This is a genomic window from Polynucleobacter sp. MWH-Spelu-300-X4 (assembly GCF_018687515.1).
Taxonomy (GTDB): domain Bacteria; phylum Pseudomonadota; class Gammaproteobacteria; order Burkholderiales; family Burkholderiaceae; genus Polynucleobacter.
In genome coordinates this window covers 524,329-536,937 of record NZ_CP061294.1, presented here as the reverse complement: position 1 = coordinate 536,937, position 12,609 = coordinate 524,329, and the positions used below count along the sequence as shown (strand labels likewise).

General features: G+C 44.5%; 15 protein-coding genes. 5 read left to right on the top strand and 10 right to left on the bottom strand.

What is annotated here, in order from left to right:
• Positions 1–35: 35 nt before the first annotated feature.
• The gene (pmbA, locus tag ICV01_RS02760; RefSeq protein WP_215288382.1) at positions 36–1,388 is read right to left on the bottom strand and encodes a metalloprotease PmbA; all 1,353 of its coding nucleotides are present in this window, start codon (positions 1,386–1,388) and stop codon (positions 36–38) included.
• 26 nt (positions 1,389–1,414) lie between these two features.
• On the opposite strand from pmbA, the gene mog reads away from it, so the two are divergent.
• Positions 1,415–2,056 carry a molybdopterin adenylyltransferase gene (gene mog, locus ICV01_RS02755; RefSeq protein ID WP_215288380.1) on the top strand — a complete coding sequence of 214 codons (642 nt, stop codon included), beginning with the start codon at positions 1,415–1,417 and terminating at the stop codon, positions 2,054–2,056.
• Positions 2,057–2,076: 20 nt separating this feature from the next.
• Here mog and ICV01_RS02750 read toward each other — a convergent pair whose 3' ends face one another.
• Together ICV01_RS02750 and orn are read right to left on the bottom strand one after the other, a co-directional pair.
• Positions 2,077–2,961 (bottom strand): AEC family transporter, encoded by an 885-nt coding sequence (locus ICV01_RS02750; protein WP_215288378.1) that lies wholly within the window; start codon positions 2,959–2,961, stop codon positions 2,077–2,079.
• Positions 2,962–3,546, bottom strand: a complete 585-nt coding sequence (gene orn, locus ICV01_RS02745; protein WP_251369376.1) for an oligoribonuclease — start codon at positions 3,544–3,546, stop codon at positions 2,962–2,964.
• A 15-nt stretch (positions 3,547–3,561) separates the two neighbouring features.
• Here orn and ICV01_RS02740 point away from each other — a divergent pair, with 15 nt between their 5' ends.
• Together ICV01_RS02740 and rsgA are read left to right on the top strand one after the other, a co-directional pair.
• Positions 3,562–4,815, top strand: coding sequence for a M48 family metallopeptidase (locus tag ICV01_RS02740; RefSeq protein ID WP_215288373.1), 1,254 nt, complete (start codon positions 3,562–3,564; stop codon positions 4,813–4,815).
• A 17-nt stretch (positions 4,816–4,832) separates the two neighbouring features.
• Positions 4,833–5,786, top strand: a complete 954-nt coding sequence (rsgA, locus tag ICV01_RS02735; RefSeq protein ID WP_215288371.1) for a ribosome small subunit-dependent GTPase A — start codon at positions 4,833–4,835, stop codon at positions 5,784–5,786.
• On the opposite strand, the gene ICV01_RS02730 is transcribed toward rsgA, so the two are convergent.
• The 6 genes from ICV01_RS02730 to rpsP all read right to left on the bottom strand — a co-directional run bounded on the left by ICV01_RS02730 (position 5,764) and on the right by rpsP (position 9,668).
• Entirely contained in the window at positions 5,764–6,708 is a 945-nt protein-coding gene (locus ICV01_RS02730; protein ID WP_215288369.1) for a CobD/CbiB family protein, read from the bottom strand. The genes rsgA and ICV01_RS02730 overlap by 23 nt on opposite strands.
• Positions 6,705–7,451 carry a CoA pyrophosphatase gene (locus ICV01_RS02725; protein WP_215288367.1) on the bottom strand — a complete coding sequence of 249 codons (747 nt, stop codon included), beginning with the start codon at positions 7,449–7,451 and terminating at the stop codon, positions 6,705–6,707. Before ICV01_RS02725 ends, ICV01_RS02730 begins: the two co-directional genes overlap by 4 nt.
• A gap of 105 nt (positions 7,452–7,556) precedes the next feature.
• Entirely contained in the window at positions 7,557–7,943 is a 387-nt protein-coding gene (gene rplS / locus ICV01_RS02720) for a 50S ribosomal protein L19 (RefSeq protein ID WP_215288366.1), read from the bottom strand.
• Positions 7,944–8,014: 71 nt separating this feature from the next.
• Positions 8,015–8,770 carry a tRNA (guanosine(37)-N1)-methyltransferase TrmD gene (gene trmD / locus ICV01_RS02715; RefSeq protein ID WP_215288364.1) on the bottom strand — a complete coding sequence of 252 codons (756 nt, stop codon included), beginning with the start codon at positions 8,768–8,770 and terminating at the stop codon, positions 8,015–8,017.
• Between the two features lie 27 nt (positions 8,771–8,797).
• Entirely contained in the window at positions 8,798–9,361 is a 564-nt protein-coding gene (gene rimM, locus ICV01_RS02710; RefSeq protein ID WP_215288362.1) for a ribosome maturation factor RimM, read from the bottom strand.
• A gap of 61 nt (positions 9,362–9,422) precedes the next feature.
• Complete coding sequence (gene rpsP / locus ICV01_RS02705; RefSeq protein ID WP_215288360.1) at positions 9,423–9,668, bottom strand: 30S ribosomal protein S16; 246 nt, start codon at positions 9,666–9,668, stop codon at positions 9,423–9,425.
• Between the two features lie 78 nt (positions 9,669–9,746).
• Between rpsP and ICV01_RS02700 the strand changes: the two genes are divergently transcribed.
• A complete protein-coding gene (locus ICV01_RS02700) occupies positions 9,747–10,241 on the top strand; it encodes an META domain-containing protein (protein ID WP_215288358.1) in 495 nt (164 codons plus the stop codon).
• A 39-nt stretch (positions 10,242–10,280) separates the two neighbouring features.
• Positions 10,281–10,721: a hypothetical protein gene (locus ICV01_RS02695; RefSeq protein WP_215288356.1), complete on the top strand. Its 441-nt coding sequence runs from the start codon at positions 10,281–10,283 to the stop codon at positions 10,719–10,721.
• A 99-nt stretch (positions 10,722–10,820) separates the two neighbouring features.
• Here ICV01_RS02695 and ICV01_RS02690 read toward each other — a convergent pair whose 3' ends face one another.
• Positions 10,821–12,602, bottom strand: a complete 1,782-nt coding sequence (locus tag ICV01_RS02690) for an acyl-CoA dehydrogenase (RefSeq protein ID WP_215288354.1) — start codon at positions 12,600–12,602, stop codon at positions 10,821–10,823.
• Positions 12,603–12,609 lie beyond the last annotated feature (7 nt).

The window sequence follows — 12,609 nt, the reverse complement described above, 5'->3', positions numbered from 1 at the left end:
AGGGATTTCTTACAGGAAACAGCTTTCTGCGGTGATTATCGACCGCCAACTGTCATATTTTCAATGAGTATGGAACCAGTCTCTTTGGTACCTCTTACCAAGGTATCAGCACCAATGGCCACAATTTGTTGAAACATATCCTTTAGATTGCCAGCAATCGTAATCTCTTCGACAGGATGCACAATCACCCCGTTCTCAACCCAATATCCAAATGCGCCACGAGAGTAGTCACCATTGACATAGTTAACGCCCTGCCCCATTAGATCCGTCACTAATAAACCCGTACCCATTTTTTTAAGCAAGGCTGGCAAATGATCTGTTTGTTTAGTTAAACGGCTTTTCATCTGCAAATGATGTGACCCACCGGCATTGCCAGTCGTTTGCATGTTTAGCTTTTTTGCTGAATAAGTTGACAAGAAATAACCTTGCACGATACCAGCATCAACTACCTTACGGGCCCTTGTCCTGACACCTTCCTCGTCAAAAGGTGCGCTACCCGTTAAACGTTTAGCATGCGGCTCTTCAACAATATCAATGTGCTTTGGAAATATAGTTTTCCCTAAACTATCCACCAAGAAACTAGATTGGCGATACAACGCTCCGCCTGATGTGGCTTGGACATAAGCGCCCAACAATCCTACTGCTAGCGGCGCCTCAAAAATCACAGGACAATGACGTGTTGAAATAGGTCTTGCACCTAATCTAGCTAAAGCTCTCTTGGCAGCATAAGCACCAACCTTCTCCGGCTTAGCTAAATCACTAGGCACCCGAGAAGTTGTATACCAATCATCTCGCTGCATCGGAGCACCGGGTTTAAGACTAGCGCTAGCGATTGGCGTACATGAAATGTAATGGCGTGATACGGCATAGCCACCCATAAAGCCATTAGTAGTCCCCAACATAAAATGAGACTGCTGCGCAGATACAGATGCCCCATCACTATTGGTAATATTTTTACTAACTGCAAAAGCACCTTGTTCAGCAGCACGAGCAATTTCAACAGCATCTTCGGTATTGATATGCCAAGGATGATACAAATCTAAATCCTTAGGATTTTTTTCCAATAATTCTGCTGGAGCCAAGCCAGCACAGTCATCTTCAGCCGTATGCTTAGCGATATGAAAAGCCGCTTCGACACTTGCCTTCAAAGATGCTTTTGAGAAATCACTTGTACCAGCATTACCACGACGCTGACCAATAAAAACTGTTACGCCAGCTTGCTTGTCGCGATTTTGCTCAATGGTCTCAATCTCACCTTTGCGTGTTGAGACAGATAAACCATGCCCCTCCGATAGCTCGGCAGCGGCATCTGTAGCCCCTAATTTTTTGGCTTCGGCTAGTAAATAACCAACTAATTCTTTTAATTGTTCTGGTTTATGTGAAAACATAGCGCAATCATAGCTAGAATTGACGCATGAGTATACAAATTACAAATTCAAAAAATACCAAAAGATCCCATCCAGATGAAATTTGGATTGGTCTTATTTCTATTTCCGATAGAGCAAGTCAAGGCGTTTATCAGGATGAGGGAATTCCTGCCCTAGAAAATTGGTTTGGCAAAGCCCTATCTTCCCCCTGGCACTTAGAGGCAAGGCTCATTCCAGATGAAAAAGAAATCATCTCTAAAACTATTTGCGAATTAGTGGATGTGATTGGCTGCGACCTAGTTCTAACGACGGGGGGAACAGGCCCTTCACGACGCGACGTCACACCTGAAGCAACTCTAGCAGTTGCCACCAGAGAAATGCCAGGTTTTGGTGAACAAATGCGTCAAATCAGCCTTAAATTTGTGCCAACGGCGATTCTTTCAAGACAGGTGGCAGCTCTTCGAGAAATCGAAAACCATGCGGCACTCATCATTAATTTACCTGGGCAACCCAAAGCCATTGCTGAAACTTTAGAGGGATTAAAAGATTCTGAAGGCAAATCAATGGTGCCTGGCATATTTGCTGCTGTACCTTACTGCATTGATTTAATTGGTGGGCCTTACGTCGAAACCAATGAATCCGTGATTAAGACCTTCCGCCCCAAATCAGCTATCAGGAATAAACCCTAATAGCTGTAGGGCTCAGCGCTTTAGGCTCGTAGGCCAAGGTAAAGGCCCATAGGCACAAATATCAGCGCTGATAAATTACCCAGCAACACGATTGAGGCCACAAGCTCTGGGTCTTGATCGTGTCGGTCAGCTACCAAGAAATTTAATACAGCAGGCGGCAAACTAGCAAAGACAAAAAGAAGTCCTTTTTGTAAATCAGTGATTTCTAAAAATGGTGTAATCGCTAGCGCCGTCAGCAAGCCAGCAACGGGACAAACCATCGCACCTAAAAAACCTTCGCGCCAATGTTTTAAATTTGCATCTTTCATACGCACACCCAATGCAAACAACATTAAGGGCACCGTTGCATCTCCTAACAGCTTAATAGCTTGATATAAGGGCTCCGGTAAAGTAACCACATGTTTACCTGCCGAAAGAGCAAAGCCAGCGATGGTTGCTAGCGCCATCGGATTCATAAATACCCCAGATAGAGGAGCCTTAGGATTTACCAACTTCACACCTAGTGTGAAATGTAGAAGATTCGATACTGAAAATAATGCTACTGCCGGAGCAAGGCCAACATGACCAAAGGCAAATACTGCCAAAGGCAATCCCATATTGCCGCAGTTATTAAACATCATAGGCGGGACAAAGGTCTTAGGATCCATACCGGCTAATTTAGCAATCGGCCAAGCCAGCAGCCCAGACCCCAACACAATTGCCACACCACTGAGCAAAAGACTCCACTGCTCCAACAGCTCAAAATCCTTACTCACGAACGCTGAAATCACCAATAAGGGTGCGATGACCTCAATAGTGGCTTTATTGATACCCGCCATATCAGGGTGGGCTTTACGCCCATACAGCCACCCTACCAAAATGATTAAAAAAACAGGGGTGATGATCCCCGCAATCTTTAAAAACATTTAATTACCTTCAGCAATCGGGGCATCGCCTACCGTAGGAGTAAAAACTTTCTCTCTGTAATAGCGCAACTCTTCAACGGATTCAATGATGTCAGCTAAAGCCGTATGAGCCTGCTTCTTACTAAAACCTTTAGCAATATCAGGATGCCAACGCTTGCAGAGCTCTTTGACCGTAGAAACGTCAATATTTCTGTAATGGAAATAAGCCTCCAACTTAGGGAGATAGCGATTCATAAAGCGGCGATCCTGATGAATCGTATTACCGCACATCGGAGAAATGCCAGCCTTGACGTGCTGCTTTAAAAACGCGATGCACTGAGCTTCCACGTCGGGCTCAGTCAAAGTTGAGGCTTTCACCTTATCAATTAGGCCAGATTTACCATGCGTGCCTTTATTCCAAGCATCCATACCGTTTAAAATGGCATCTTCTTGATGCAACACTAAAACAGGACCCTCAGCGACGATATTTAAATCGCCATCAGTCACAATCATGGCAATCTCTAGAATTCGGTCGGTCTCCGGCTGTAAACCGGACATCTCCATATCTACCCAAACTAAACGATCATTCTTTCTTGTTGTACTCATCCCTATAATCATCTCATGACATTTACTTTTTTGTTTATTTTGGGCCTTGCCCTCAGCATCGCGACCCGCTATTATTTAGCCAGCCGCCATATCCGCCATATTTCAAAACATCGCGAAGAGGTGCCCAAAGACTTTGCGAACAAAGTATCTTTGGCCGACCATCATAAAGCCGCGGACTACACTATTGCGAAACTGCGTTTAGGATTATTTGAGATTGCCCTATCCGCTGCTATTTTAATTAGCTTTACCTTACTAGGTGGTTTGCAATATGTCCATGATTTCACCTTGGATTTGATGGGGCCTGGCGCTTATCAACAAATCACCTTACTTATTTCACTGAGCTTAATTACCGGCATCATCGACCTACCCTTTTCTTTATATCGTCAATTCGGCATTGAGGAAAAATTCGGCTTTAATCGCATGACAATTGGTTTATTTTTTACAGACATGGTCAAAGGGCTTGCCTTAAGTCTTGCAATTGGCCTACCCTTGTTATGGGTCGTTCTCACCCTGATGGCACACGCTGGCGAATATTGGTGGGTATTAACCTGGGTTGTTTGGGTCGCATTTAATGTTTTATTAATTTGGCTATTCCCAACTTTCATTGCACCCTTATTCAATAAATTTAAACCATTAGAGGATGGCCCTCTAAAAGAACGTATTGAGAATTTACTAAAACGCTGTGACTTCACAAGCCAAGGTTTATTCATCATGGACGGCAGCAAGCGAAGCGCCCACGGCAACGCTTACTTCACAGGTATGGGCAAAGCAAAACGTATCGTATTTTTTGATACCCTCATTGAACGTTTAAATCCAGAAGAAATTGAAGCCGTTCTCGCTCATGAGTTAGGTCACTTCAAACGCCAACATATTCGTAAACGTTTAATCCAATCTTTCGCTCTTAGCTTAGCGGTTTTAGCATTGCTTGGTTGGATCTCCACCAAACCTTGGTTTTATCTAAGCCTTGGAGTAATGCCTGACTTTAACGGCTATAACGCTGGCTTAGCATTAGCTCTATTTAGTTTGGTTATGCCTGTTTTTGGATTTTTCTTAACCCCGATTAACAGCATGGGCTCACGCAAACATGAATATGAAGCGGATGCTTTCGCCGCTGAAAAATCATCAGCGCATGATTTGATAACGGCTTTAGTAAAGCTATATCAAGATAACGCCGCAACCTTAACACCAGACCCTTTGTACTCAAGCTTTTACGATTCGCATCCACCAGCACCATTGCGCATAGCGCATTTACAAAAACTAGCTGACTAGTGCTATAAAGAAGCTCCATGAAAACATTTCAAGCCCTGCTCGTCGCATCCTACGGTCGTCATTATTTGGCAAGACCCATGGGTGGCACAGAGGGCTTAGATCCAAAAACACTCTATCAAGTAACCTCTCGTGGCAAACAACACATGGGAGCAGTAGGCGATACGCTTTACGTCAAAGAGACAGGTCCTGAACAGGCTGTTATTGAGAAAATCGCCGAAAGAAAAAACCTTCTCTACCGCTCAGACGCCTATAAGAGTAAATCAATCGCCAGCAATGTCGATCAAATTTTGATCGTGCTGGCTACTGAGCCAGGATTCTCTCCAGATTTATTAGGACGAGCGGTGATTGCAGCGGAAACAGCTGGCATCATCCCACGCATCATTTTGAATAAATGTGATTTACCTAATAAGCTACCCCAAGCAAGAAAAATGCTGGAGCCTTATCAAGTGATGGGCTATCCAGTTCATGAAATATCAGTCAAACATGATCCCGCCTCTGTTCTCAATTTAGCTCAACACGTCTATGGCAAAGTTTCTGTTTTAGTGGGTCAATCCGGCATGGGTAAGTCAACATTATTAAATGCCTTAATTCCGGATGCGGCAGCTCAAACACAAGAACACTCCAAAAAATTAGATAGCGGCAAACACACCACGACTGCCTGCCGTTACTATGATCTACCACCTAAAGAAATAAATGGTGTCGCGGCTCAAGGAGCCTTAATTGATTCTCCAGGCTTCCAGGAATTTGGCTTAGCTCACTTATCAGAAAGTGAATTACAGCACGCCTTTAAAGAATTCAGGCCCCTATTAGGAGCCTGTAAATTTCACAACTGTAGCCATGGTGATGAACCAGCCTGCGCCATCAGAGCGGCAGTGGAAGCTGGTGAAATATCAGCGCAACGCGTTGAATTATTCCGACAACTTCGCCATGAGTCACTGAATGCTGACGCTATCCAAGCCAGGTTGAAATAGTCATCATCGCTATCACGACTAACCAAAGAATCACCGCGCGCCACACCAAACCAACCGCTGAACGCAAACTGCGTACAGATGCTTCTAGCCCCAAATCAATAATAGGTGGCTCACCAGCTTCGGCCATTCTTAACGCTTCATCGCTGCTAGGCTCTGGTAAAGGAGCGCCTAAACGCACACCTAAAGCACCCGCGCCTGAAGCCAAAATAACAGCTTCTAACTCATTACCCCATTTACTTAGATGGTAGCGCCAACCATAAATAGCATCTTCAAAATTGCCAACAATTGCAAAGCCAATGGCTGTTAAACGTGTTGGCAACCAGTCAATCACATAAAAGAATTTGCTTGATGCATGCGCCAAGGAAAGACTGGCCTGCGATGGCCAACGTTGCGCAGCCATATCGGCTAAACGGTATAACACCACACCAGCTGGCCCCAATGGCAGCATGAACCAGAAAATGACACCAAACACATGACGGTGCGCACCAACAATGGCGCGTTCAAGGGCCAAGCAAATCACTTCTGACTCGGTCATCGTATCTGTATTAACACCAGGTCCCTGCCACTCCGCCAAGACCCTTCTTGCCTCTTCTAAATTATGCTCCAATAAAGCTTCATGAATCGCTGTGAATGGATGACTGAACTGTCTGAAACCCAAGAAAAGATAAACAATTAAGACGTTCCAAGCGAACGCTAATAATGGTTGAGTCGCCAATAAAACAAAATGCACCAATAAAACCACAATTACTGGTGGTGCAAACGCTAATAGACAGGCTAAACGACCACTACCCTCAGATCCTGTATCGACGTTTTTAACGGCAAGGTCCAACCAGTTTTCAAGAAAGTGTCGGAGCCAGTGATCTTTTTCAACCGGCTTATATTGCTCAGCGATGAGCGCGAAAAGAATAGAAAAGAATGTCATGCTCTTAAAAAATGATAAAGGTTACGTAGCATACCCGCAGTTGCACCCCAGATAAATTTATTCTCATAAGGCATAGAATAAAACTGTCGCGCACCTTCAGGACTTTGCCACATTCTACGTTCATGGTGATGAGGATTCATCAAAAAACTCATCGGCACTTCAAAAATCTCATCAACTTCAAATGGATCAGGTTGATACACACAGCCCGGCTTTACCAAGGCAGCAATAGGCGTCACCTGATATCCAGTAATTGTTAAGTAATGCGGTAAGCGCCCCAAAATTTCTACATAACTCTCAGGCAATCCAATTTCCTCTTGGGCTTCACGCAAAGCGGTATGCTCAGGAGAAACATCTTCAGGATCCGTTCTACCCCCAGGAAAACTAATTTGGCCGGGATGATCATGGAGATGACTGGTTCGCTTGGTTAAGAGAATCTTAAGCTCATCCTCGTAAGCCACCATCGGCACCAATACAGCAGCCGGAGTTGGTACACCACCTCGACCCGCCGCCATTGCATTTTTAGCTGCCAAGACCGAGCGGTTTTCATCGGTTAATTCAACCGCCCACTCCTTATCTTCCAAAAAACGTTGGCGCATCCCAGTGATCGACAACAAATGCCTCTCTACTGGACTTAAATGTGTATCCCTTGCTACCACAGGCATAGCCTGCGGATCAAAACTTGGTACGCGCGGCTTTCGCTGTTCAAGACTTGATGGCTGAAGGGTTAAATCATCCGATGACATGGCATTAGTTTATAGAAGTTCAGAACAAATCATTCAAATAATGCGAATGAAAAAATAAAGGCAGCCGAGGCTGCCTTTATTAACAAGCGTACTAAAGATAACTGATTACTCAGCAACCGCTTCTTTTGTACGAGCCTGTAATTTTTCCTTAATACGTGCTGACTTACCTGAACGGTCACGCAAGTAGTACAACTTAGCACGACGCACATCACCGCGACGCTTAACTTCAATGCTAGCGATCAATGGTGAGTAAGTTTGGAATGTACGCTCAACACCTTCGCCAGATGAAATCTTACGAACGATGAAGCTTGAGTGTAAGCCACGGTTGCGTTTAGCAATAACAACGCCTTCGTAAGCCTGCACACGTTTACGTGTACCTTCAACAACGTTAACGTTAACAACAACTGTATCGCCAGGAGCGAAAGTTGGCACTGCTTTATTAGCAGTTAGACGAGCAATTTCTTCTTGCTCAATTGATTCAATAATATTCATTACAACTCCTTTTGCATCGTACCAACGTTTAATTCCGAGGAAGAACCTGCGGACTTGATAGAGGATGCGGTTTAAATCCCTGCCTTGTTTTCCAATGTCGCCAAATAAGCTTCATCGGTAGAACTCAGCAAGCCTTGCTTGCGCGCCTGATCAATTAAATCAGGCCGCCTTTTTAACGTCAGCTCCAAAGATTGTTTCCGACGGTAATCCGCTATTTTAGCGTGATGTCCGCCTAAAAGCACGTCCGGAACCAATAAATTTTCATAATTTTCTGGTCGGGTATAGTGAAAACAGTCCAAAAGGCCATCCATGAAGCTATCTTGGGCTACAGATTCAGCATCACCCAAAGCCCCTGGAATGAGACGTATCACAGAATCCATGACAGCCATCGCTGGAATTTCACCCCCAGAGAGAACAAAATCCCCCAAACTAACCTCTTTATCGACTCTACGGTCAATTAGACGTTGATCGACTGCTTCATATCTGCCACAAATGAAGGTAACTGTATCTAAATTGTAGATATCTTTAGCCATTTTCTGGTTAAATCGCTCCCCTTGAGGAGATAAGAGAATAACCGGCCCTTTCTTGGCGCCCTGATCTTTAGCTACCGCATCCAAAGTATCTTCAAGAGGTTTAGCCATCATCACCATACCAGGCCCACCACCGTAAGCACGATCATCAACAGTTCTACGAGCGTCCAAGGTGTAATCACGAGGATTCCAGGTTTTGAGACTCACCAAGCCCTTCTCAAAAGCCCTACCGGTCACTCCCCAAGAGCTCAAAGCAGAAAACATTTCAGGAAAGATGGTGACGACGTCAAAACGCATATATTTTCAGAATTGAAAGTGGTTTTTTTACCAGTCTAACTGCCAATCAACGACGATGCCATATTTTTCAGAGCTTTTATCAACAGTTACAGACTGAATAACAGTTTTAATAAAAGGGATTAATTGCTCACCCTTGTCTGATTTAGCATCAGCAGACTTAACGCAAAGGATTGATTGAGCACCGTTATCCATTAAATCAGAAACAACCCCCAAAGCCTCCCCTTGGAGGTTTGTAACTGGCAACCCAATTAAATCAACCCAATAAAAACTGTCATCGTCAGCCTGACTTGGGAAATCCGCCCGACTAACGTAAATTGCCGACCCTTTTAATACTAGAGCCTGATCCCGGTCCGATACCCCATCCAAGCCTAAAAGCACCTGGCCACTATGCTCCTTCGATGTCTTTACCGAAAAAGGATGTGACAGATCTAGTGAAGCAGGTGGCTTCACTAACCAAATAATAGGTGCAGAAAATAACGCTAGAGGCTCTTTAGAATAAGGTTTAACCTTGATTAAACCCCTAATTCCCTGGGCATCGAGCACATGCCCAACCAAGACTAAATCAACAGGAGGACTCACGGTTTGACTCATGCGAGCCTCCAAATGATTAAGATTGACCTACCGTATGATGGCTTAAAGCCATCAAAGCCTATTAGGCCTTAGGAGCAGTTTTAAGTAAACGTGCTACTGTTGGCGATAATTGTGCGCCAACACCTTGCCAATATGTCAAACGATCTTGAGCAATACGGAAACCTTGTTCTGTTTCTACTGCGCTAGGATTGTAATAACCAAGGCGCTCGATAAAGTTCGAGTCACGACGGTTGCGTTTGTCTGTAGCAACGATGCTGAAGAAAGGACGATTTTTTGAACCGCCGCGTGCGAGTCGAATGACGACCATGTGAGTTCCTTACAATGCTTTAATAAACCCCGTATTCTATCGCAGAAATGAAACGAAAGCTAAAAAATTAGGGATTCCATGACCAAAAACCAACTTCCAAGCCTATTTTATAGGCTCAGCCTTGTATTGGCGGTCACCTTAACAGGTTGCGCCCAGGTTATGCCCAATTGCGGGGCCGTTAGCAGCCCCCCAATCCACGAGTTGGTTGATAGCCAATGGGAACTTATCCGCTGGCACTACACCAGCCCTAGCGACCATAAAACACGCTTAAGAAAGATTCCCCAGGGCTCTTATGAAATACCTATGACCTTAGCTATTTCACCAGATGGTAAAAAAGTCAGTGGCAACGCGGGTTGCAATCTCTATACGGCCGAGATCACTGCAGATGAACGCGGCATTTTGATTGATAAGGTAGCCAGCACACGCAAAGCCTGTGCCCCCTATATCAGCGAATTAGAATTCAAATTTTTAAGCTATATCAGCGACTATAGAACCTTAGTTCGCGACGGCGATCGCTTACTCATGATGACAAGAGATGGTGAAGTTCTAAGCTTTGCGCTTAAAAATAAATAAGCCTCGACCCAATTTAAATCAACCCAATACAATAGCCTCATGCATAAAAATAAACTCATCTTTTGCTCTCTAGGTTTACTACTCCCGGGAAGCGGGCTCAATATTTTTTACTTAAAAGGCCTAGGTAATATTTGGGCGTGGCTACAGATGATTGGCTTATTTGCCGGAATTCTAGGTTGGAAACTGTTAGGAGCTAGCGAGATGTCATCAGCGCTAGGATGGATCTTGGCAACCGCTGGGTTTATTTCACTAGAAGCAAGCTGGTTAACCACCATCACATTTGGCCTACGCCCTGATGAAAAATGGGATGCTCAATTCAATAGCCAATCCAAACAAAAAAATGAATCCGGATGGTTGGTTATTTTGTGCGTGATTGTTTCTTTGATGATCGGTGCAGCCGTCATGATGTCAGGTCTTGCGATCGCTTTTGAGCAACATTTCATTAGTCAAATAGAGGCGGCTAGAAAAATATCCCAATAATTTTTCTCAATTTCTCATAGCTCCCCATAACTCCTCAACAATCTCTCAACAAAAAAGGGTGAACTAAGTTCACCCTTTTTTACGATATCAAATATCTTGTTAGAACTGCTCAGCGCTTAGAGCATTAACTGTTGCACCACCTTCAAGAATCGATGTTGCGATTCCAGGAACTTGGCTTAACAAATACTCAGCATGGAAGCGAGCAGTCGCCACCTTTGCGGAGAAAAACTCTTTATCTGAATCCAACTTCGCTTCAGCAGCCAACAACGCTCTAGCCATTTGCCAACCACTCATCAATAAACCAGCTAAACGAAGGTAGGCAACGCTACCCGCGAAAACACCTTTAATGTCAGACTTGAAATTAGCCACAACATAATCAACAACAGTTTCAAAAGAAGCTCTCGCAACAGATAAATGCTTCAACATAGCTTTAGCTGCTGGTGTACCGCTGTTATTTAACTCGGCTTCTGTTTGTTTAATCAAAGCAGCGATTGATTTAGCTACTTTACCGCCATCACGGTAAGTTTTACGCCCCACCAAGTCATTCGCTTGAATTGCGGTTGTACCTTCGTAAATAGGCAGAATGCGTGCATCACGATAGAACTGAGCCGCACCTGTTTCTTCAATGAAACCCATACCACCATGCACTTGCACACCCAAACTAGCAACTTCAACAGACATCTCGGTTGAGAAACCCTTAACAAGTGGCACCATGTATTCATAGAAAGCCAAACTTTGTTGACGAGATGCTTCATCTTGTCCATGATGCGCTTCATCACTCAACGCTGCAGCCATATAAGCCATGGCACGAGCGCCTTCCGTATAAGCACGCATGGTCATCAACATACGTTTCACATCTGGATGGTGAATAATCGCTACTGGCTCCGCTGAACCAGCCAAGTCTTTGGACTGCGTGCGATCTTTAGCGTACTGGACTGCTTTTTGATATGCACGATCAGCAATCGCAACACCCTGCATACCCACCGCAAAACGAGCAGCGTTCATCATGATGAACATGTACTCAAGACCACGATTTTCTTCACCTACCAAATAACCAATCGCACCACCATGATCACCAAACTGAAGTACTGCCGTTGGACTAGCCTTGATACCCAATTTATGTTCAATCGATACGCAATGCGCATCATTACGCGCACCTAAAGATCCATCAGCATTCACCATGAACTTAGGCACCACAAACAATGAGATACCTTTCACACCCTCAGGGGCACCAGGACAACGAGCGAGAACCAAATGCACAATGTTCTCAGCCATATCATGCTCACCATAAGTGATGAAGATTTTGGTGCCAAACACTTTATAAGTGCCGTCACCTTGAGGCTCGGCTTTTGTACGAACCGCAGCCAAATCTGAACCTGCCTGAGGTTCAGTTAAGTTCATCGTACCCGTCCACTCACCTGTCACCATCTTCGGAATGTAACGATCTTTTAGCTCATCACTAGCAGCAGTTAATAGAGCTTCAATCGCACCATCAGTCAACATAGGGCAAAGCGCAAAAGACATATTGGCAGCATTCAACATTTCAGTACAAGCAGTTGCAATGACTTTAGGGAAACCTTGGCCACCATACTCACCTGGATGAATCACACCCTGCCAACCACCTTCAGCAAATTGTTTAAATGCTTCTTTAAAGCCTGGTGTTGTTGTTACTACGCCGTCTTTCCATGAGCTAGGCTTAACATCGCCATCCCAATTCAAAGGTGCAATCACTTCATTACAAAATTTTGCAGACTCATCCAACACAGCAGCAGCCGTATCGTAACCATAGTCCTCAAAACCTGGGATAGAAGCAACCTTATCAATATCTGCGATGTCTTGCATCACAAATAACATTTCTTTAACTGGTGCGCTATAGCTCATGGTGTTT

What these genes read in the sequence shown, in the direction of transcription:
- ICV01_RS02725 (WP_215288367.1), bottom strand. Translation starts at nt 7,451, where the DNA reads ATGTCATCGGATGATTTAACCCTTCAGCCATCAAGTCTTGAACAGCGA.
- rimM (WP_215288362.1), bottom strand. Translation starts at nt 9,361, where the DNA reads ATGAGTCAAACCGTGAGTCCTCCTGTTGATTTAGTCTTGGTTGGGCAT.
- ICV01_RS02695 (WP_215288356.1), top strand. Translation starts at nt 10,281, where the DNA reads ATGCATAAAAATAAACTCATCTTTTGCTCTCTAGGTTTACTACTCCCG.
- ICV01_RS02750 (WP_215288378.1), bottom strand. Translation starts at nt 2,961, where the DNA reads ATGTTTTTAAAGATTGCGGGGATCATCACCCCTGTTTTTTTAATCATT.
- ICV01_RS02730 (WP_215288369.1), bottom strand. Translation starts at nt 6,708, where the DNA reads ATGACATTCTTTTCTATTCTTTTCGCGCTCATCGCTGAGCAATATAAG.
- trmD (WP_215288364.1), bottom strand. Translation starts at nt 8,770, where the DNA reads ATGCGTTTTGACGTCGTCACCATCTTTCCTGAAATGTTTTCTGCTTTG.
- rpsP (WP_215288360.1), bottom strand. Translation starts at nt 9,668, where the DNA reads ATGGTCGTCATTCGACTCGCACGCGGCGGTTCAAAAAATCGTCCTTTC.
- ICV01_RS02740 (WP_215288373.1), top strand. Translation starts at nt 3,562, where the DNA reads ATGACATTTACTTTTTTGTTTATTTTGGGCCTTGCCCTCAGCATCGCG.
- orn (WP_251369376.1), bottom strand. Translation starts at nt 3,546, where the DNA reads ATGAGTACAACAAGAAAGAATGATCGTTTAGTTTGGGTAGATATGGAG.
- rplS (WP_215288366.1), bottom strand. Translation starts at nt 7,943, where the DNA reads ATGAATATTATTGAATCAATTGAGCAAGAAGAAATTGCTCGTCTAACT.
- mog (WP_215288380.1), top strand. Translation starts at nt 1,415, where the DNA reads ATGAGTATACAAATTACAAATTCAAAAAATACCAAAAGATCCCATCCA.
- rsgA (WP_215288371.1), top strand. Translation starts at nt 4,833, where the DNA reads ATGAAAACATTTCAAGCCCTGCTCGTCGCATCCTACGGTCGTCATTAT.
- pmbA (WP_215288382.1), bottom strand. Translation starts at nt 1,388, where the DNA reads ATGTTTTCACATAAACCAGAACAATTAAAAGAATTAGTTGGTTATTTA.
- ICV01_RS02700 (WP_215288358.1), top strand. Translation starts at nt 9,747, where the DNA reads ATGACCAAAAACCAACTTCCAAGCCTATTTTATAGGCTCAGCCTTGTA.
- ICV01_RS02690 (WP_215288354.1), bottom strand. Translation starts at nt 12,602, where the DNA reads ATGAGCTATAGCGCACCAGTTAAAGAAATGTTATTTGTGATGCAAGAC.